Here is a 16,545-nt window from a genome sequence, read left to right as displayed (position 1 = left end):
TGGCAAAACCCTATCCTACGACACTTAAGCTTTTTCGTCAGGTATCAGACAAGCCTCGACGACCTGCAGCTTGTTATCCTTGGCGAATTCCTTAACGAAGTTATAAGCCATCGGCTGGATTTCGCGCAGGCCTTCGTTGACGACGACGGCCTTGATGCCATTGACGACGGTCGGCGTGACGTAAGGCGAGAACTGCAGGTGGGCGTGGCGGCCGCCAGAGCCTTCCGGGCGGAAGCACGCCAGCACGCCGGCCAGTCGTTCCGCCCAGTCGCTTGGACGGAATTGTTTGCCGTCGGTCGTAAGCCCAAGAATGAAGAACTCGCTGGCCATATACCTGAAACCCGGTTGCTGTAAGGAACCCCAGTATTATATCTTATAGAAGACTTGAACGGGGCTCCGGGTTCAGGTCATTTTAGCCGAGCCACACCGCTCCGGACAGCAACAGCAGCAGCATCATCCACAGCAACAAGGCGCGCCATACCAGGCCGACCGTGCTTTGCAGGGCGCGCACGCCCGGCTCGTCGCCCGGCAGCTGGTCCACTTCCATGTCGCTGATATCCACGGTCGCCGCATCGGACGGGATGATCTTGGCCGCATTTTCATTCGGGGTACCGAGGCGCACCCCCATGGCGCCGCCGCCGGCCGACAGGATGATGCCGATCGCCTCATCCTTCCAGCGGTGGGCGAAATTGCGCCAGGCGTAGATCGCGTCTTCAAAATTGCCGACCACGGCGAAAGCGACGGCAGTCAGGCGCGCCGGGACCCAGTCGATCCAGTAGAAGGCCTTGGCGGCAAAGATGCCGAAAGCTTCCTGGCGCATGTGTTCCGGCTCGTTCCAGGCGCGCGCCAGGTATTCCGATACGCGGTACAGGATGGCGCCGCAAGGACCGAGCGGCATCAGGAACCAGAAGAACACGCCGAATACATTGCGGTGGGTAGTGACCAGCGCTTTTTCCACGGCGATGCGGGAAATCTCGGTCAGCTCCATGCCGACGGTGTCGATCTTGCACCACTCTGCGAGCAGCGCACGCGCCTGGCTCTCGTCGCCCGCGTTCAGCGCGAGCTGGATCGACGTGAAGTAATGGCTGTAATGGCGAAAACCCAGTGTCAGGTAAACAATCAGCACATTCCAGGCAAAGGCAGCCAGTATCAGGTTATAGCGCAGCAACAGCCAGTACACCAGGCCGGCCGGCAGCGTCAGCGCGCCAACCAGCAGGAACCAGCCCATGCGGCCGTGGCTCGCATGCCCGGCATTGAACCACTGCTCCATGCGTACGGCCAGGCGCTTGAATTCAGCCCAGATCGGGTTGTCCGCTCGCAGGGGCTTCAGTTGCTCAAACAGCAAGGCCACGAGAATGGAGAGAAAAGTCATCTAAATCCTTTGATTAGCAGTACCACAATGCCCGCTACGATAGCTTATGCGCGCAAGAAATGAAACAGGTTGCGCAGCATGCCAGCCGTTGCGCCCCAGATAAAATAGTTCTGGTATGGCATTGCGTAAAAAGTGCGGCAGCCATTCGGAAGTTCGGCCGCCAGGCGCTGGTGGTTGGCGCCATCCATCAGGAACTGGAACGGCACCTCGAAGATCTCCGCCACCTCGAACGGATCGGCCTTCAGTTCGAACGGCGGCGTCACCAGCCCCACCACCGGGGTCACGGCATAGCCGGTGCCGGTGTAATACAAGGGCAGCGTGCCGATCACGTCGATATGGCGGCGATCCAGGCCAATCTCCTCCTCGGTTTCGCGCAGCGCCGTGTCGATCGCATCCGCATCGGCAGGCTCGGCACGGCCGCCGGGAAACGCCACCTGCCCTGCATGATCGTTCAAATGCGCCGTGCGCATCGTCAGCAGCAGGTAGACGCCGTCCTCGCGCAGCACCAAGGGCACCAGCACGGAAGCCGGTGTCGGCTCGCCGCGATGCAGGCCAAGCGGCGGCTCGGATGGTTCGGGCGTCCATTCCGGCGGCTGCGCAAAACGCTGGCGCAGCCAATCCGGCGCAAGATGCTCCAGCAGCACCGCGGCTTCGCCGGCAATCGCTTCAATCGGTAGCTGAGTCGGGTCGAAAGGTGTTTTTGGCATAGGCGGCATTGTACCAAGCTGAAAAAAAAGGACGCCCGAAGGCGTCCTTTCCGAATCCGATACCGGGGTATGGATTACGCTGCGGTTGCCGCAACTTTGCGGTTTGGCAGTTTTTCCTTGATACGTGCGGACTTGCCCGAACGCTCACGCAGGTAGTACAACTTGGCGCGGCGAACGTCACCACGACGCTTCACTTCGATCGAAGCGATCAGTGGGGAGTACAGCTGGAAGGTACGCTCAACGCCTTCGCCGGACGAGATTTTACGAACGATGAAGTTCGAGTTCAGGCCACGGTTACGACGGGCGATAACAACGCCTTCGTAAGCCTGGGCGCGCTTGCGGGTGCCTTCGACTACGTTCACGTTGACAACCACGGTATCGCCAGGGGCGAACTCAGGGATGTTCTTGCCCAGGCGAGCGATTTCTTCTTGTTCCAGTTGCTGGATCAGGTTCATTTTAAAACTCCTATTACCATCTTGCCGGCGCCAAAAAGATGCCCGGTAGAGGATGGGGTTGAAACACGGCAGGCAACATGCCTGCCACGGTACTACAACGGGTTTTTATAAACCCGTCAAAAACTTTTCGTCCTTCTTCGAGAGCAGGCCGGCTTCGCGGGCCTTTACCAGCAGGTCGGGACGCTTGCGCGCCGTCGCCTCCAGCATGCGCTCGCGGCGCCACTTCTCGATCTCGGCGTGGTTACCGCCCAACAGCACGGGCGGCACGGCCTCGCCTTCGTAAACTTCTGGCCGCGTATAGTGCGGCGAATCCAGCAAGCCGTTGACGAAGGAGTCTTCGACTGCGGAGGCATCGGTATTCAGCACGCCTGGCAGCTGGCGCACCACGGCATCCATCAGGGCCATGGCAGGCAGCTCGCCGCCGGACAGCACAAAATCGCCGAGGCTGATTTCTTCATCGACGCAGCGGTCCAGCAAACGCTGGTCCACCGCTTCGTAACGGCCGCACAGGATCACGAGGCCGGGTTCCTGCTTCAGCTGCATCACGCGTTCGTGGGTCAGCTGCTTGCCTTGCGGCGACATGTACACCACGCGCGGCGCCGGCAGGCCGGAAACCACCTGGCGCTGCTTCGCGGCCGCGATGGTCTGCTCCAGCGGCTTGGCCAGCATCACCATCCCCGGGCCACCGCCATACGGGCGGTCATCCACGGTACGGTGGTTGTCGGTGGTGAAATCGCGCGGATTCCACAGCGACAGGCCCCAGCGCTTCTGCTCGAACGCGCGGCGGGTCACGCCGGACTGCGTCAAGGCAGCGAACATCTCAGGGAACAGGGTAATGACGTCGAATTGCATTGTGCGGTTCCGGATTAGTAATCCAGGCCCCAGTCCACGATGATCTGCTTCGCGTCCTTGTCCACCTTGATAACAAACTGGCTTACAAACGGGATCAGGCGCTCTTGCGCCTTACCTTCGGCCTCGTACTCGACGCGCAGGATGGACTGAGGTCCGTTGCTCATCATGTCCGCGACCGTGCCAAGGCTCTCGCCTTGTTGATTCTGAACTGCCAGGCCGATCAGGTCGCCCCAGTAGTATTCATCGTCTTCCAGCTGCGGGAAATCGGCGCGCGACACGAACACCGATGCACCCTTCAGCGCTTCTGCTTCGTTACGGTCCGTCATCCCGACGATCGTGGTGACCACGTCGCCACCATGCAGCTTAGCCCGCTTGACTTCAACGTCACGCAGGCTTGGCTTGTCGAGCCACCAGGTGGTGGCATGCAGCAGCGCATCTGCTTCGGTGGAGAAGGGTCGGACACGGACCCCGCCGGTGATGCCGTAGGCACCAGAAACAAAGCCAACCTGAACCAGGTCAGCCGGGGCTTGCGCCCCAGATGCGGTCTTGCTGCTCAAAACTTGAAGCTACTATTAAGCAGCCTTCTGGCCAGCAACCAGCTTGGCAACAGCTGGGGACAGCTGAGCGCCAACGCCTTGCCAGTAAGCCAGACGGTCAGCAGCAACGCGGAAGGTTTCTGCTTGGCCGGTAGCCATTGGGTTGAAGAAGCCGATACGCTCTACGAAACGGCCGTCACGACGATTGCGGGAATCGGTTGCAACGATGTTGTAGAAAGGACGCTTCTTGGCGCCACCACGAGCTAAACGAATAACGACCATAATAATTCCAAAAAAGTGTGCTGAGTCGGAAAAAGCCGCAAATTATAGCGCGCTTTAACTCCAACCGGCAAGATTAATCAAATTGGTGGGGAATTGGACAATCCGGGATTATCCCCTGAACTGGCCTCGTCGGCAACAGCTTTGTTGTGCGATACTGCCGGTTTTTCGGACTTCTCGGCTGCAATCATGTCTGTTTTACACAAGAACAAAACATTCGCCACCCTGCTCGCCGCTGTTGCCGGCGGCATCGGCCTGCACCGCTTCTACCTGCGCGGCCTGGCTGACAAATGGGGCTGGCTGCACGCCGCCAGCCTGCTCGGCGTCGCAGCCGTGTTTGCATTATGGCCGAAAGCCGATCCCTACTTCCTGCTGCTGCCGTTGATCCTGTCGATCCTGGCCGGCGTCCTCGAAGCCCTCGTGCTGGGCCTGATGCCCGACGAGAAGTGGGACGCCACCTTCAACGCTGGCAGCGCCAGGCAAACCAGCTCGCGCTGGCCGCTGGCGATCGTGCTGGTCGCCGCCCTGATGTTTGGCGCCTTCGGCCTGATCGCCGCCATCGCCCGCCTGTTCGACCTGCTCTACACCGGCGGCATCTACGGTTAATTGGCCGGCGCGGCGCTCGGCGCAGGTTCTGCAATCCGGTACAAGGAAACCGGGCCGTCCCGATGTACCAGCGTGAAGAACTGCGCGAATCCCGGCTTGGTCTCGATGCCCGGCCAACGCACCGTATGGATCAACAGGCTGGCATAACCGGAACGACGCAAGGCTTTGGCCAGGTCAGCAGGAGGCAGATCGGCGTGATCGCGATAGCGCCCCGGGCCAAAATGGTCACCGCCCGTTCGCGGTGGAGCGTAATAGATTGAGTCCTCCAGACCAAACTGGTAGGTACGGCCCATCGGATGCTCGCGCAGATAGACCAGCATTGGATAGCCGGTAATCCTCTGCTGCAAAACCGCCTCGCGGGCAGCAGTTGTCGGCGAAACAAGCTTCCAGGTCCTGTGTACGGTTTTAAGTGCACCTGGCAGAACGGCCAGGAGCCCCAAGGCGACACAAACTGCGACCGCCTTGCTTTGCAGCTTCGACGTTTCCCCACGGGCCAGCAGCTTCCATACGGCGACAAAAAGCCAGTACCAGACTGCCGCCGCCAACAGTGCCAGGACAGGATAGAGCGGCATCAGGTAGCGCGGGTAATGCGAGCTCAGCAACCACAACGTAATGCTGAGAGCCGCCAGCATGCTTCCGGCACGCACGCCTGGCAAGCGGCGCACGCTCGCGATCACAGGCGCCAACAATGCTGGCCAGATAAACCACACCGGCCACCCCTCGTTGCGTTTGAGATCTTCGAATTGATGCTGGAAATCCCCCAGGTTCCAATCGCTAAAACCAAATAGCTTGCCACCGATTGGATTGACTGGGTCACCGGTCAGCACATAATTCCGGGCGTACCAGTATGCGCAAGGCAGGAGCAGCGCGACCGCCGCGATGAGCCAGTCTCGCGGGGAACGTGTCCGCACCAACAAAACGATCGCCGGCACGGGGAGTAACTGCAACGCCTGGTACTTGATGCCGACGGCAACGCCCAACAAGAAGCAAGCCATCGCCAGCAATGCGCGCCGCTGAGGTTGCTGCTGCCAACGATAGAAGACCAGGCAGCCCGCAAAAATGAATAGCGTGACGGCGGCATCGACCATCGCGTTATCGTACAGGCTGCGCGTCAAATACAGGTAGATAAGGGTGGCGATGCTGGCGACACCTTGGCCAGCGTAACGTTTGCCGGTGACATATACCAAAACGGTGGTAAGCCACGCCATCAGTGCGCTGATCAGGTGGGTCATCACATCGTCATAGGCGATCATGGCTCCGGCAAACAGCAGGTTTGCATTATAGGGAAACCACGGATATCGCAGCCAGTCATTGACAGTCAGCCTGCCGCTCCGAGCCCATTCCTGAGCGTGCGGCAGGTGGTACATCACCTCATCCCATACTATTGGCGGACACAAAGGAGCGACGAGGGTCGGGAAAACCATCAAGGCAATCAGCAAGGCGGTGCCGCGCGCAGGCCAGTTTGCTTCACGCCATTGCGGAACCATGGCGGCCCACCAGCGGCCCTGCAGCGCACGCCATTCAGCCAGGCATAGACCGAGGCCGAGCACCAGCACTAATACCAGTGGAATCATGCGCAACTGTCCGGCGATAGCCAGCCATTGCAGTACGCATATGTACAGTCCCATGCCGAGCGTGGCTGCAATGGCATGCCATAGCAGGGCTTCTTCGGGTTCCTGCTGGATTACCTCCGACGCCCAGCGGCGAAGCATGGCGCGGCCAACTCCCCAGCATGCCCCCAGGAAGATCAGTAAGGCGAAATAATGCGATAGCGTGTAGACGAGTTTATTAATCATGGAGCTCACGAAATACGAAATATTTTGCGGAAATGAAGTTGAAAGTCATGCCGGCCAGCGAGCCAGCCACCACGCCAACGGCTGGTGCCCAGCGCGCTTCAGGCAAAAACTGCAACAGCACCATATAGGTGCCCAGGTTGATCACGCCGCCGCCAAGCATGACCGTCAAATAGCGCCACCATTCACGCCAGACCGATGCCGTGGCACGGAAAGTAAACCGCCGGTTCAGCCGCCAGGTGACCCAAACCGCAAACAGAAAAGACAGCAGGCGCCCCAGGTACGGCCCCGAACCCAACGCCAGCGCCAGGTACAAAGCGCCCATGTCGGCCCCCGCACCGGCAACTCCATTGATGCCAAAGCGCAGGAACTGGCTCACGCCCTTAGTTTCCATGGGCCGGGTAAGCCAGGTAAGCAAAGCGCTTTTGTTCAATACGCGCCTTGGTCACTGCATCAAGGACAATGCCGCAGACCAGCAGCACCACGCCAAACAGCATGATGGCCGAGCACAATACGGCGGTAGGCTGTCGCGGTACCAACCCAGTATCCCAATAGACGCTTAGTAGTGGCACGGCCAAGCCGACCGAAAGCAGGAAGCAAGCCATAAAACCGATGCCAAAGAATGCCAACGGGCGCTCCGACTTAAACAGGCGCAAGATGGTCATCAAGATGCGCCATCCGTCCCGGTAGGTATTGAGTTTGCTGAAGGAGCCCTCTGGCCGAGCCTTGTATACGGTCTCGACCTCTGCCACCGGCATGCGCAACTCGAGGGCATGCACCGTCAGCTCGGTCTCGATTTCGAAACCAGTGGAATGGGCGGCAAACGATTTTACGTAGCGGCGAGAAAACACGCGATAACCGGACAGGATGTCGGTAAAGGTACGTCCGAACAACATGGACACACAGCCGGTCAGCAGGTTGTTACCGAAGCGGTGTCCTAGGCGATAGGCAGCCTGTTCCTCGGTGACACGATTCCCAACCACCATGTCCAGGCCTTCATCAAACAGCTTAGCGACCAATTGTGGGGCAATCGCGGCATCATAAGTGTCGTCACCGTCCACCATAATGTAGGCATCAGCCTCGATATCGGCGAACATGCGGCGTACAACGCTGCCCTTGCCCTGATGCGGTACCAGGCGCACGCTGGCTCCTGCACGACGGGCAATCTCGGCGGTGCCGTCGGTTGAATTATTGTCGAAGACGTAGATTGTCGCTTGCGGCAAACTAGCGCGAAAATCGTGCACGATGGCTTCGATGGTAAGCGCCTCATTGTAACAAGGCACCAAAATTGCGACGCGCGCGGATGACTGGCCAATCATAGTAAAAAATCAATTAAGGCATTAACAATCCGCGATTATAGCCGTTCTTACATATCACCCTCTGCAACGCCTTGTCACAAATTAGCATTCCAGAAGGAAACTAATGGCCTATACTCACCAACACCACAACGCTTTTGGAGAACCCATATGAAAGTAATTAAATTCCTCTTGCCAGCCATCCTGGCCGTAACGGTGACTGGCGCTTACGCACAGCCAAAGCGCGCTGTTTGCGCTGATTGCGGCACTGTGACCGCAGTGAAAATGATCGAAAAAGACGGCGAAGGCAGCGCAGCCGGCATCGTTGCCGGCGGTATTGCTGGCGGCCTGCTGGGCCACCAGGTTGGCGGCGGCACCGGCAAGACCCTGGCCACCGTTGCTGGCGCTGCAGGCGGCGCTTACGCTGGCAAGAAGATCGAAGGCAAGATGAACAAGGTCAAGGAATGGCACGTGACTGTCCGCTACGAAACCGGCAAGGTCGGCACCGTCGTCCTGAAGAACGATCCAAACCTGCGTAACGGCGACCACGTCAAGCGCGAGCACGGCGGCCTGAACCGCATCTAAGTCCTTCGCGACAGCAGTAAGCCCATCCCCGCGCCGGCCAGCAGGCCGGCGCAAATCCGGTTGAATACCCTCTTCCCGCGCGGTTGCGCAAACCACCTCTGCAGGCGTGCGCCCATCCAGGCGTAAGCTGCCAGCGCCACCACTTCCAGCAGCAGGAACAACACCCCGAGCACAAAGAACTGTGCGCCTACCGGCCCGGCGGGATCGACGAACTGCGGCAAGAACGCCGTGAAGATCAGGATCGCTTTCGGATTGCCCGATGCGACAAAAAACTCCTGCCGCGCCAACTGCCACCAGCCTGGCGCCGACGCAGCGTTGTCCACCTGCACGCCCGGCTGCGCGCGCCACAATTGCCAGGCCAGGTATAACAAGTAGATCGCGCCGACGGTCTTGATCCCGTAGAACAGCAGCTCCGAAGTATGCAGCACCGCTGCCAGCCCTGCCGATGCCAAGGCGATCATTCCCGCAAATGCCACCAGTCGCCCGGCACCAGCCAGGCAGGAGCGCCGAAAGCCATAGCGCGTGGCATTGCTGACCGATAGCAGGTTGTTCGGCCCCGGCGCCATGTTCAGCGCAAAACAGGCAGGCACGAACAGCATGAGGGTTGAAGCATCCATGGCCGGCTCCATATTGAAATTTTAGCTAATATACAACGTCCAAACGCGCAAGGAGACACTGTGACAGACAATACCACGCCGCATTTCCCGCCCCAGTGGCAACCCCTGGTCGACCGGGCGGCCAGCGCCTTGCGCGAACTGGCCGTCAATGAAGATGCCAAGGCCCGATTCCTCGAAGACCCGCTGCTGCGCCCTTACATGGACCGCGTGTCGCAGCGCTACGTTGCCGGCAGCACCGTGTCGGACGCGATCGTGCGCGCTGCCATGATCAACCAGAACGGGCACCGCGCTTCCGCCGAATACATGGGCGAGAGCGTGCGTAACGAAGCCTTCGCCAATGCGGAGACTGGCGTCTTCTTGCAGCTGGTCCAGGCCATCGGCGAGCAGCGTCTTGATTGCTCGATCTCCTTCGACTTGTCCCACGTCGGCTCGCTGGTCGATCCCGAACTGGGCTACCAGAACGCGCGCCGCATCGCGCGCGCCGCCAGTGAAATCGGGCAGGAAGTGATGATCTCGATGGAGGCCTCGGACCGCACGTCCGGCATTTACGAGATCTACGGCCGCCTGCACGAAAAGGATGGCCTGTCGAACGTCGGCATCACGGTACCGGCCAAGCTGCATCGCACCGCCAACGATCTCCCCGCGCTGCTGCGCCATCCCGGCCGCATCCGCCTGGTCAAAGGCGCGATGTTCGAACCGGTGGAAATTGCTTATCCCCGCAATAGTCCCGAACTGGCATCGGCCTATCGCCGCTATGCCGCACTGTTGCTGCGCAGCGGCCACAAATGTTCGATTGCCACGCATGACCGGGCGATCCAGGATGAGCTGACGGCGATGATCCGCGCAGAAGGCATCGCCGCAGGCCCCTATGAATTCGAATCCCTGATAGGCTTGGGCGAGCAGAACATCGCCCACCTGCGCGACGCCGGATTTCCGACGCGTGAATACGCAGTTTTTGGAAAGGAGTACTTCCTGTACGTATTGAACCGCATCTCTGAGGAACCCGTACGCGTCTACCAGGCCGTCATTGACGCATTGGGTGCCGTATGATGCGCCGCCTTCTCGCCGCCGCTGCACTGGCCGCTGCCAGCGCAGCGCAAGCGCAATCGGTAGCCATCACGATCGATGATGGTCCGAACGCAGGCAGCACGCCCCGCATGTCGGCCCCGGAACGCAACCAGGCCATTCTGGATGCGCTGGCCAAGCACCGCGTGCAGGCCGCGCTGTTCGTCACCTCCGGCTTCGGCGCCAACACGCCGCAAGGCCTGCCGCTGCTGCAAGCCTGGAGCAAGGCGGGCCATGCCATCGGCAATCACACCGTGACCCATCCGGACCTGGAAAGAATCCCACTGGCCGAGTACCAGCGCCAGGTGATGGAATGCGACCGCTTGATCAGCACCCAGCCCGGCTACCAGAAATGGCTGCGCTTCACTTACCTGCGCGAGGGGAACACGCCTGAAAAGATCGACGGCATGCGCACCTTCCTGCGCGACCATGGTTACCGCAACGCTCGCGTGAGCCTGGACACCAGCGATTGGCGCCTTAACGAAAAGCTGGAGCAAGTACTGAAGAAGGATCCAAATGCCGACATCAGCGCTATCCGGACCGCTTACCTGACCCACGTCAGGCAACGCGCGCTGGCTTACCGCGAGCTGTCGCAGCAACTGCAGGGGCGCGATATTTCGCAAGTCCTGCTGCTGCACCACAACCTGCTCAACGCGCTGTGGCTGGACGACGTGCTGGCACAGTTCAAGGAAATGGGCTGGAAGATCATCACGCCGGCGGAAGCGTTTGCCGATCCGGTCTACATGCTGGAGCCGGTGCGCAAGGCCGCAGGACAGAGCCAGTTGCTGTCGCTGGGGCGCACCCTGGGATTGGGTTTGACGCCTGGAGGGGAGCGCCTGGTCGATGACGGCGATTACGAAATCGCCGAACTGGCAAAGAAAGGACTGTAACGCCCGGCATAAAAATAGTCGTCTGTTTTTCGGTTGTCGCCAAAGCTGGAGCCTCGCTAAGCTCCAGCCATCACTGCAACCGGAATCCATTTCATGCCTCTATTTTTCTTTGCCTGGCGCGCCGCGGCGCTTGAGGAAACCGTTGCCCGTGGCCGCGCGTATGCTGCCGCCCGTTTCAGCATGGGCAACTTCGTGCACGGCGCCATGACGCGGCAACTGCAGGCCATGCTTGAGTCGACCCGCCACCAGCAATCCTTCTCGCCCCTGTTCGCCGATGAAATTCACTGATCCCGCCGACATCCAGCGCTGCTACCAGGCCCTGGTCGCGCGCTCGCCCGAGCATGTCGGCGCTTTTTATGCAGCGGTCAAGACCACCGGCATCTTCTGCCTGCCGACCTGCCGCGCGCGCAAACCGAAGGCGGAAAATGTCGACTTTTTCTCCGACATCAAGGAGCCGCTGGCGCTTGGCTTCCGCCCCTGCAAGGTGTGCCGCCCGACCGAAAATGCACCCGACGTGCCGCCGCAAGTCGCCCGCGCAGTCGCGCTGGTGCGGGAACATCCCAAGCGGCGCATCCAGGATGCCGAACTGCGCGAACTGGGCATCAGCCCGGAACTGGTGCGGCGCTGGTTCAAGAAACACCACGGTTTCAGCTTCCAGGCCTACCAGCGCATGTTGCGCATCAACCTGGCCATGACGGAACTGAAGGAGGGTCGCAGCGCCACCGAAGTAGCGCTCGACAGCGGTTACGAATCGCTCAGCGGCTTCGCCTATACCTACAAGAAGATGACCGGCAATGCGCCCAGCCAGGGCGCACAGCAACTAGTGCTGCACCGCTTTGCGACGCCGCTTGGGCCAATGTTTGTCTGCGCCAGCGAGAACGGCGTGTGCTTACTGGAATTCACCGACCGACGCATGCTGGAAACCGAGTTCCGCGATTTGCAGCGCCTGTTCAAGGCGCGCATCCTGGCCGGAGAAAACGCACACACGCGAGAAGCCGAGACCCAGACCGCGGAATACTTCGAAGGCAAACGTCAGCAGTTCAGCGTGGCGCTGGACGCACCGGGCAGCGATTTCCAGCGCGGCGTCTGGGATGCCTTGCGCGCAATGAAGTTCGGGGAAGTGACGCATTATGCCGACCTGGCAGCGCGCCTGGGTGCACCCAACTCGGTGCGGGCGGTAGCTGGAGCGAATGGGGCGAACCGGATTGCGATCATCATTCCCTGCCACCGGATTATCGGCAAGGATGGTTCGCTGACGGGATACGGAGGGGGATTGGCGCGCAAGAAGTGGCTCCTTGCGCATGAACTGCAGAACCGGCAAAGCGGTGTCTGACCCATTGGGTCAGACACCATGGTTCTGGCTTAGAACTGCTCGACGTCCAGGCCCAGCACACCGGCGCTGCCATCAACAATGGCGGTGCGCATGCCGGTGGAACCGGACAGGATGTGGTCCGCGAAGAAACGCGCGGTCACGATCTTGGCGTGGAAGAACGAAGCGTCGCCCTCCCCTGCCGACAGCTTGGACTGCGCGATCAGCGCAGCACGGCCCATCTGCCAGCCGCCGAACACGATACCGGCCAGCTTCAGGTACAGCACGGAGCCGGAGAATACGCCCTTGATATCCGACTTGGCGTGGTTGACGACGAAGTCCACCACCGCTTCCAGGTCGTCCGCGCCCTGCACCAGGTGCTTGCGGATCGCCGCGAAGTCAGGACTGTTCACGCCAGCCAGTTCTTCGGCAGTCGCGCGCACCTGGGCAATGATCGACTTGGCCAAAGCGCCGCCATCGCGCACGGTCTTGCGGCCGATCAGGTCATTGGCCTGGATCGCGGTGGTGCCTTCATAGATGGTCAGGATCTTGGCGTCGCGGTAGTGCTGCGCCGCGCCGGTTTCTTCGATGAAGCCCATGCCACCGTGCACCTGCACGCCGTCGCGGGTCACGTTCTCGGACATCTCGGTCGACCAACCCTTCACGATCGGCACCAGGTATTCGTAGACAGCCTGGTTCGCAGCGCGGACTTCCGCATCGGCGTGGTGATGAGCCACGTCGTGAATGCCGGCAGCCACGTAAGCCAGCGCACGCGCCGCTTCGGTCTGGGCGCGCATCGACATCAGCATGCGGCGCACGTCCGGATGGTTGATGATCGCCACGCCGGCTGGAGAGCCGTTCAGGTCGCGGGATTGCACGCGGTCCTTGGCGAAAGTCACAGCCTGCTGGTATGCGCGTTCCGCCAGGCCCACGCCCTGCATGCCGACGCCGAAGCGGGCCGCGTTCATCATGATGAACATGTATTCCAGGCCGCGGTTCTCTTCGCCCACCAGGTAGCCAACGGCGCCGCCATTGTCGCCGAATTGCAGCACGGCGGTTGGGGAAGCCTTGATGCCCAGCTTGTGTTCGATCGACACGCAGTGCGCGTCGTTGCGCTCGCCCAGCGAACCGTCGGCGTTGACCATGAACTTCGGCACGATGAACAGCGAGATGCCCTTCACGCCTGGAGGCGCATCAGGAGTACGCGCCAGCACCAGGTGAATGATGTTCTCGGCCATGTCGTGCTCACCGTAGGTGATGAAGATCTTGGTGCCGAATACTTTGTAGGTGCCGTCGCCCTGCGGCACGGCGCGGGTGCGCACGGCAGCCAGGTCGGAGCCGGCCTGCGGCTCGGTCAGGTTCATGGTGCCGGTCCACTTGCCGGTCACCAGCGGCTCCAGGTAGGTCGCCTTCTGCTCGTCGGAACCGGCGGTCAGCAGCGCTTCGATCGCGCCGTCGGACAGCAGCGCCACCAGCGCGAACGACAGGTTCGAGCCGTGCAGCATTTCCACGCACGGGGTGCCGATCAGCTTCGGCAGGCCCTGGCCGCCGAATTCCGTCGGGTGCTGCAGGCCTTGCCAGCCGGCTTCCGCGAACTGCTTGAAGGCTTCCTTGAAGCCCTTCGAGGTGATGACCTTGCCATCAGCCCAGGAGCTAGGCTCTTTGTCTGCCGCGTGGTTCAGCGGGGCGATCACGCCGCTCACGAACTTCGCGTTTTCTTCCAGTACGGCTTCCGCGGTTTCCGCGTTTGCATCTTCACAGCCTGGCAGCGCGGACACGCTAGCCAGGTTTGCCAGTTCGTTCATCACGAACAGCATGTCTTTCATTGGGGCTTGATAGCTCATTTATATCTCCACAATTCTCCAGAAACCAGTAAAACGGGGTCTGACCCGCAGGGTCAGACCCCAATCAGGCGGCCGTCGCGGGCCAGTGTCAGACCCTGAGGGTCTGACACTGCTTTACCGGTTTAACCCAGTTCCTTGACCAGTTGAGGAACAACCTCGAACAGGTCGCCCACGATGCCGTAGTCGGCAACGGAGAAGATAGGAGCTTCAGGGTCTTTGTTCACAGCCACGATGACCTTGGAGTCCTTCATGCCGGCCAGGTGCTGGATCGCGCCGGAGATACCGACGGCGATGTACAGGGAAGGAGCAACGATCTTGCCGGTCTGGCCAACCTGCCAGTCGTTCGGCACGAAACCTGCGTCCACCGCAGCGCGCGATGCGCCCATGGCGGCGTTCAGCTTGTCGGCCAGTGGTTCCAGGATCTTGAAGGCGTCAGCGGAGCCCATGCCGCGGCCACCGGAAACGATGATCTTGGCAGCGGTCAGTTCCGGACGGTCCGACTTGGCCACTTCGCGGCCAACGAAAGCGGACTTGCCGAAATCAGCGGCTGCAGCCACGCTTTCCACAGCAGCGGAACCGCCTTCGGCAGCAGCAGCGTCGAAGCCGGTGCTACGTACGGTGATCACCTTGACCTTGTCCGACGATTGCACGTACGCGATCGCATTGCCGGCGTAGATTGGGCGCTCGAAGGTATCAGGCGCGTCAACCTTGGTGATTTCGGAGATCTGAGCCACGTCCAGCTTGGCGGCAACGCGCGGCAGGATGTTCTTGCCGTAAGCGGTTGCCGGAGCCAGGATGTGGGTGTAGCCACCAGCGATCGCCAGGATCTGCTCGGAGACGTTTTCGGCCAGGCCGTCCGCGAAGTAAGCTGCGTCTGCGTGCAGCACCTTGGTGACGCCAGCGATCTTGGCAGCGGCGGCAGCAGCGGCGCCGGCATTCGAGCCAGCGACCAGCACGTGCACTTCGCCTGCGCATTTGGCGGCGGCGGTAACGGTGTGGAGGGTGCTGCCCTTCAGGGATGCGTTGTCGTGTTCTGCGATTACGAGTGCGACCATGATATTTTTTCCTTGAGTGAAAACCGGCAGACCGGTGTCTGACCCAATGGGTCAGACACCTGCAGTTCCGGTTTTAGCAAATAATTAGATGACTTTAGCTTCGGTGCGCAGCTTGGACACCAGGGTCGCTACGTCAGGCACTTTGATACCAGCGGAACGCTTGGCAGGCTCGGCCACTTTCAGGGTTTTCAGGCGCGGGGTCACGTCGACGCCCAGGTCTTCCGGCTTGACGGTATCCAGCGGCTTCTTCTTCGCCTTCATGATGTTAGGCAGGGTCACATAGCGCGGCTCGTTCAGGCGCAGGTCGGTGGTCACGATGGCTGGCAGTTGCAGCGCCAGGGTTTCCAGGCCGCCGTCCACTTCGCGGGTCACGGTGACTTTGCCGTCGCCCAGCTCAACCTTTGACGCGAAGGTCGCTTGCGGCCAGCCCAGCAGCGCTGCCAGCATCTGGCCAACCTGGTTGGAGTCGTCGTCGATAGCCTGCTTGCCCAGGATGATCAGTTGCGGTTGCTCTTTGTCGGCAACGGCCTTCAGCAGCTTGGCTACAGCCAGCGGCTCCAGTTCAACGCCGGTTTCGATCAGGATGCCGCGGTCGGCGCCGATCGCCATGCCGGTGCGCAGGGTTTCCTGGCATTGGGTCACGCCGGCGGACACGGCAACCACTTCGGTTACTTTGCCAGCTTCTTTCAGGCGGGTCGCTTCTTCCAGTGCGATCTCGTCGAACGGGTTCATCGACATTTTGACGTTGGCGATATCTACGCCAGTGCCGTCGGATTTGACGCGCACTTTCACGTTGAAGTCGACGACGCGCTTGACAGGTACCAGGACTTTCATAGGTGTGCCTTTGAAAAAGAGATAAGTAAAATTAGTGGGCTAGATTATATTGGAATTCGATATCACTGATCGAATAAAAGCACGGTCGTGCGTTTTTTAAATACAATCCGGCGCCGAAAATCAGCAACCGGTAGCATACCGCAGTTTTTACTTGCGGCGCATCAAAAACGTAAATTCAGTGCCCTGCTGGACGTAGGACAAGAGTGCATTGCCAGTCTGCTTGGCAAAGGCCTGGAAGTCACGCACTGACCCTGGATCGGTAGCCACGATACGCAACACCTGGCCGCTTTCCAATTCCGCCAAGGCTTTCTTGGCTTTCAGAATAGGCAGCGGGCAATTCAGGCCGCGGGCGTCGAGGTCCTTATGAAATTCCATGGTCTCGGACTCGAGAGTAAGAGTTTCGCTCATCAATATCTCGCTTCTGTACAACTGGTTCCGACATACTACTCCA

General features: G+C 60.4%; 21 protein-coding genes. 6 read left to right on the top strand and 15 right to left on the bottom strand.

The annotated features are described in order from the left end of the window. Positions 1-24 precede the first annotated feature (24 nt). The 7 genes from ACN9MU_RS09965 to rpsP all read right to left on the bottom strand — a co-directional run bounded on the left by ACN9MU_RS09965 (position 25) and on the right by rpsP (position 4,204). Positions 25-330 carry a DUF3579 domain-containing protein gene (locus tag ACN9MU_RS09965; RefSeq protein WP_055936782.1) on the bottom strand — a complete coding sequence of 102 codons (306 nt, stop codon included), beginning with the start codon at positions 328-330 and terminating at the stop codon, positions 25-27. 82 nt (positions 331-412) lie between these two features. Beyond that, entirely contained in the window at positions 413-1,372 is a 960-nt protein-coding gene (locus tag ACN9MU_RS09960) for a CobD/CbiB family protein (RefSeq protein ID WP_426322056.1), read from the bottom strand. A 44-nt stretch (positions 1,373-1,416) separates the two neighbouring features. Next, a complete protein-coding gene (locus ACN9MU_RS09955) occupies positions 1,417-2,079 on the bottom strand; it encodes a CoA pyrophosphatase (RefSeq protein ID WP_426322054.1) in 663 nt (220 codons plus the stop codon). 74 nt (positions 2,080-2,153) lie between these two features. After that, positions 2,154-2,534 carry a 50S ribosomal protein L19 gene (gene rplS / locus ACN9MU_RS09950; RefSeq protein WP_426170243.1) on the bottom strand — a complete coding sequence of 127 codons (381 nt, stop codon included), beginning with the start codon at positions 2,532-2,534 and terminating at the stop codon, positions 2,154-2,156. Positions 2,535-2,639: 105 nt separating this feature from the next. Then, on the bottom strand, positions 2,640-3,386 hold the full coding sequence (gene trmD / locus ACN9MU_RS09945; protein ID WP_426322051.1) for a tRNA (guanosine(37)-N1)-methyltransferase TrmD: 747 nt from the start codon (positions 3,384-3,386) through the stop codon (positions 2,640-2,642). A 14-nt stretch (positions 3,387-3,400) separates the two neighbouring features. Continuing rightward, the gene (gene rimM / locus ACN9MU_RS09940; protein WP_426170238.1) at positions 3,401-3,943 is read right to left on the bottom strand and encodes a ribosome maturation factor RimM; all 543 of its coding nucleotides are present in this window, start codon (positions 3,941-3,943) and stop codon (positions 3,401-3,403) included. Positions 3,944-3,958: 15 nt separating this feature from the next. Next, the gene (rpsP, locus tag ACN9MU_RS09935) at positions 3,959-4,204 is read right to left on the bottom strand and encodes a 30S ribosomal protein S16 (protein WP_057261569.1); all 246 of its coding nucleotides are present in this window, start codon (positions 4,202-4,204) and stop codon (positions 3,959-3,961) included. Between the two features lie 186 nt (positions 4,205-4,390). Here rpsP and ACN9MU_RS09930 point away from each other — a divergent pair, with 186 nt between their 5' ends. Next, positions 4,391-4,807, top strand: a complete 417-nt coding sequence (locus ACN9MU_RS09930; protein ID WP_426344507.1) for a hypothetical protein — start codon at positions 4,391-4,393, stop codon at positions 4,805-4,807. Here the strand turns inward: ACN9MU_RS09930 and ACN9MU_RS09925 are convergent. The 3 genes from ACN9MU_RS09925 to ACN9MU_RS09915 are packed head-to-tail and all read right to left on the bottom strand — an operon-like array spanning position 4,804 to position 7,919. Continuing rightward, a complete protein-coding gene (locus ACN9MU_RS09925; RefSeq protein ID WP_426337228.1) occupies positions 4,804-6,603 on the bottom strand; it encodes an ArnT family glycosyltransferase in 1,800 nt (599 codons plus the stop codon). The genes ACN9MU_RS09930 and ACN9MU_RS09925 overlap by 4 nt on opposite strands. Then, positions 6,596-6,979 carry a GtrA family protein gene (locus ACN9MU_RS09920; RefSeq protein ID WP_426344506.1) on the bottom strand — a complete coding sequence of 128 codons (384 nt, stop codon included), beginning with the start codon at positions 6,977-6,979 and terminating at the stop codon, positions 6,596-6,598. Before ACN9MU_RS09920 ends, ACN9MU_RS09925 begins: the two co-directional genes overlap by 8 nt. A 4-nt stretch (positions 6,980-6,983) precedes the next feature. Then, positions 6,984-7,919: a glycosyltransferase gene (locus ACN9MU_RS09915; protein ID WP_426322043.1), complete on the bottom strand. Its 936-nt coding sequence runs from the start codon at positions 7,917-7,919 to the stop codon at positions 6,984-6,986. Between the two features lie 147 nt (positions 7,920-8,066). On the opposite strand from ACN9MU_RS09915, the gene ACN9MU_RS09910 reads away from it, so the two are divergent. Further along, positions 8,067-8,480 (top strand): glycine zipper 2TM domain-containing protein, encoded by a 414-nt coding sequence (locus tag ACN9MU_RS09910; protein WP_426322041.1) that lies wholly within the window; start codon positions 8,067-8,069, stop codon positions 8,478-8,480. Here the strand turns inward: ACN9MU_RS09910 and ACN9MU_RS09905 are convergent. After that, the gene (locus tag ACN9MU_RS09905) at positions 8,477-9,097 is read right to left on the bottom strand and encodes a LysE family translocator (RefSeq protein ID WP_426170224.1); all 621 of its coding nucleotides are present in this window, start codon (positions 9,095-9,097) and stop codon (positions 8,477-8,479) included. The two genes, ACN9MU_RS09910 and ACN9MU_RS09905, sit on opposite strands and share 4 nt — an antisense overlap. A 60-nt stretch (positions 9,098-9,157) precedes the next feature. On the opposite strand from ACN9MU_RS09905, the gene ACN9MU_RS09900 reads away from it, so the two are divergent. From ACN9MU_RS09900 to ACN9MU_RS09885, 4 genes are all read left to right on the top strand, one after another. After that, positions 9,158-10,147 carry a proline dehydrogenase family protein gene (locus ACN9MU_RS09900; RefSeq protein WP_426322039.1) on the top strand — a complete coding sequence of 330 codons (990 nt, stop codon included), beginning with the start codon at positions 9,158-9,160 and terminating at the stop codon, positions 10,145-10,147. Beyond that, positions 10,144-11,052, top strand: a complete 909-nt coding sequence (locus ACN9MU_RS09895; protein WP_426170219.1) for a polysaccharide deacetylase family protein — start codon at positions 10,144-10,146, stop codon at positions 11,050-11,052. The genes ACN9MU_RS09900 and ACN9MU_RS09895 overlap by 4 nt, the downstream gene beginning before the upstream one ends. 93 nt (positions 11,053-11,145) lie before the next feature. Continuing rightward, entirely contained in the window at positions 11,146-11,340 is a 195-nt protein-coding gene (locus ACN9MU_RS09890; protein WP_426170216.1) for a hypothetical protein, read from the top strand. Then, positions 11,327-12,385 carry a bifunctional transcriptional activator/DNA repair enzyme AdaA gene (locus ACN9MU_RS09885; protein ID WP_426322036.1) on the top strand — a complete coding sequence of 353 codons (1,059 nt, stop codon included), beginning with the start codon at positions 11,327-11,329 and terminating at the stop codon, positions 12,383-12,385. The genes ACN9MU_RS09890 and ACN9MU_RS09885 overlap by 14 nt, the downstream gene beginning before the upstream one ends. A gap of 29 nt (positions 12,386-12,414) precedes the next feature. Here ACN9MU_RS09885 and ACN9MU_RS09880 read toward each other — a convergent pair whose 3' ends face one another. The 4 genes from ACN9MU_RS09880 to ACN9MU_RS09865 all read right to left on the bottom strand — a co-directional run bounded on the left by ACN9MU_RS09880 (position 12,415) and on the right by ACN9MU_RS09865 (position 16,469). Next, positions 12,415-14,205, bottom strand: coding sequence for an acyl-CoA dehydrogenase (locus ACN9MU_RS09880; RefSeq protein WP_426322034.1), 1,791 nt, complete (start codon positions 14,203-14,205; stop codon positions 12,415-12,417). A 122-nt stretch (positions 14,206-14,327) separates the two neighbouring features. Beyond that, on the bottom strand, positions 14,328-15,260 hold the full coding sequence (locus tag ACN9MU_RS09875) for an electron transfer flavoprotein subunit alpha/FixB family protein (RefSeq protein WP_426322032.1): 933 nt from the start codon (positions 15,258-15,260) through the stop codon (positions 14,328-14,330). An 84-nt stretch (positions 15,261-15,344) separates the two neighbouring features. After that, positions 15,345-16,094, bottom strand: a complete 750-nt coding sequence (locus tag ACN9MU_RS09870) for an electron transfer flavoprotein subunit beta/FixA family protein (protein WP_057261578.1) — start codon at positions 16,092-16,094, stop codon at positions 15,345-15,347. 147 nt (positions 16,095-16,241) lie between these two features. Continuing rightward, on the bottom strand, positions 16,242-16,469 hold the full coding sequence (locus ACN9MU_RS09865) for a sulfurtransferase TusA family protein (RefSeq protein WP_426172164.1): 228 nt from the start codon (positions 16,467-16,469) through the stop codon (positions 16,242-16,244). Positions 16,470-16,545 lie beyond the last annotated feature (76 nt).

It is taken from the genome of Pseudoduganella sp. R-32 (assembly GCF_049913245.1).
GTDB lineage: Bacteria > Pseudomonadota > Gammaproteobacteria > Burkholderiales > Burkholderiaceae_D > Rugamonas.
The sequence above is the reverse complement of the archived record's forward strand: the minus strand, read 5'-3'. Positions and strand labels throughout refer to the sequence as shown.

Coding starts and splice junctions, on each gene's coding strand:
- ACN9MU_RS09905 (WP_426170224.1), bottom strand. CDS start 9,097: ATGGATGCTTCAACCCTCATGCTGTTCGTGCCTGCCTGTTTTGCGCTG.
- rpsP (WP_057261569.1), bottom strand. CDS start 4,204: ATGGTCGTTATTCGTTTAGCTCGTGGTGGCGCCAAGAAGCGTCCTTTC.
- ACN9MU_RS09885 (WP_426322036.1), top strand. CDS start 11,327: ATGAAATTCACTGATCCCGCCGACATCCAGCGCTGCTACCAGGCCCTG.
- ACN9MU_RS09960 (WP_426322056.1), bottom strand. CDS start 1,372: ATGACTTTTCTCTCCATTCTCGTGGCCTTGCTGTTTGAGCAACTGAAG.
- ACN9MU_RS09875 (WP_426322032.1), bottom strand. CDS start 15,260: ATGGTCGCACTCGTAATCGCAGAACACGACAACGCATCCCTGAAGGGC.
- ACN9MU_RS09865 (WP_426172164.1), bottom strand. CDS start 16,469: ATGGAATTTCATAAGGACCTCGACGCCCGCGGCCTGAATTGCCCGCTG.
- ACN9MU_RS09895 (WP_426170219.1), top strand. CDS start 10,144: ATGATGCGCCGCCTTCTCGCCGCCGCTGCACTGGCCGCTGCCAGCGCA.
- ACN9MU_RS09870 (WP_057261578.1), bottom strand. CDS start 16,094: ATGAAAGTCCTGGTACCTGTCAAGCGCGTCGTCGACTTCAACGTGAAA.
- ACN9MU_RS09890 (WP_426170216.1), top strand. CDS start 11,146: ATGCCTCTATTTTTCTTTGCCTGGCGCGCCGCGGCGCTTGAGGAAACC.
- ACN9MU_RS09915 (WP_426322043.1), bottom strand. CDS start 7,919: ATGATTGGCCAGTCATCCGCGCGCGTCGCAATTTTGGTGCCTTGTTAC.
- ACN9MU_RS09930 (WP_426344507.1), top strand. CDS start 4,391: ATGTCTGTTTTACACAAGAACAAAACATTCGCCACCCTGCTCGCCGCT.
- trmD (WP_426322051.1), bottom strand. CDS start 3,386: ATGCAATTCGACGTCATTACCCTGTTCCCTGAGATGTTCGCTGCCTTG.
- ACN9MU_RS09880 (WP_426322034.1), bottom strand. CDS start 14,205: ATGAGCTATCAAGCCCCAATGAAAGACATGCTGTTCGTGATGAACGAA.
- ACN9MU_RS09925 (WP_426337228.1), bottom strand. CDS start 6,603: ATGATTAATAAACTCGTCTACACGCTATCGCATTATTTCGCCTTACTG.
- ACN9MU_RS09965 (WP_055936782.1), bottom strand. CDS start 330: ATGGCCAGCGAGTTCTTCATTCTTGGGCTTACGACCGACGGCAAACAA.
- rplS (WP_426170243.1), bottom strand. CDS start 2,534: ATGAACCTGATCCAGCAACTGGAACAAGAAGAAATCGCTCGCCTGGGC.
- ACN9MU_RS09955 (WP_426322054.1), bottom strand. CDS start 2,079: ATGCCAAAAACACCTTTCGACCCGACTCAGCTACCGATTGAAGCGATT.
- ACN9MU_RS09910 (WP_426322041.1), top strand. CDS start 8,067: ATGAAAGTAATTAAATTCCTCTTGCCAGCCATCCTGGCCGTAACGGTG.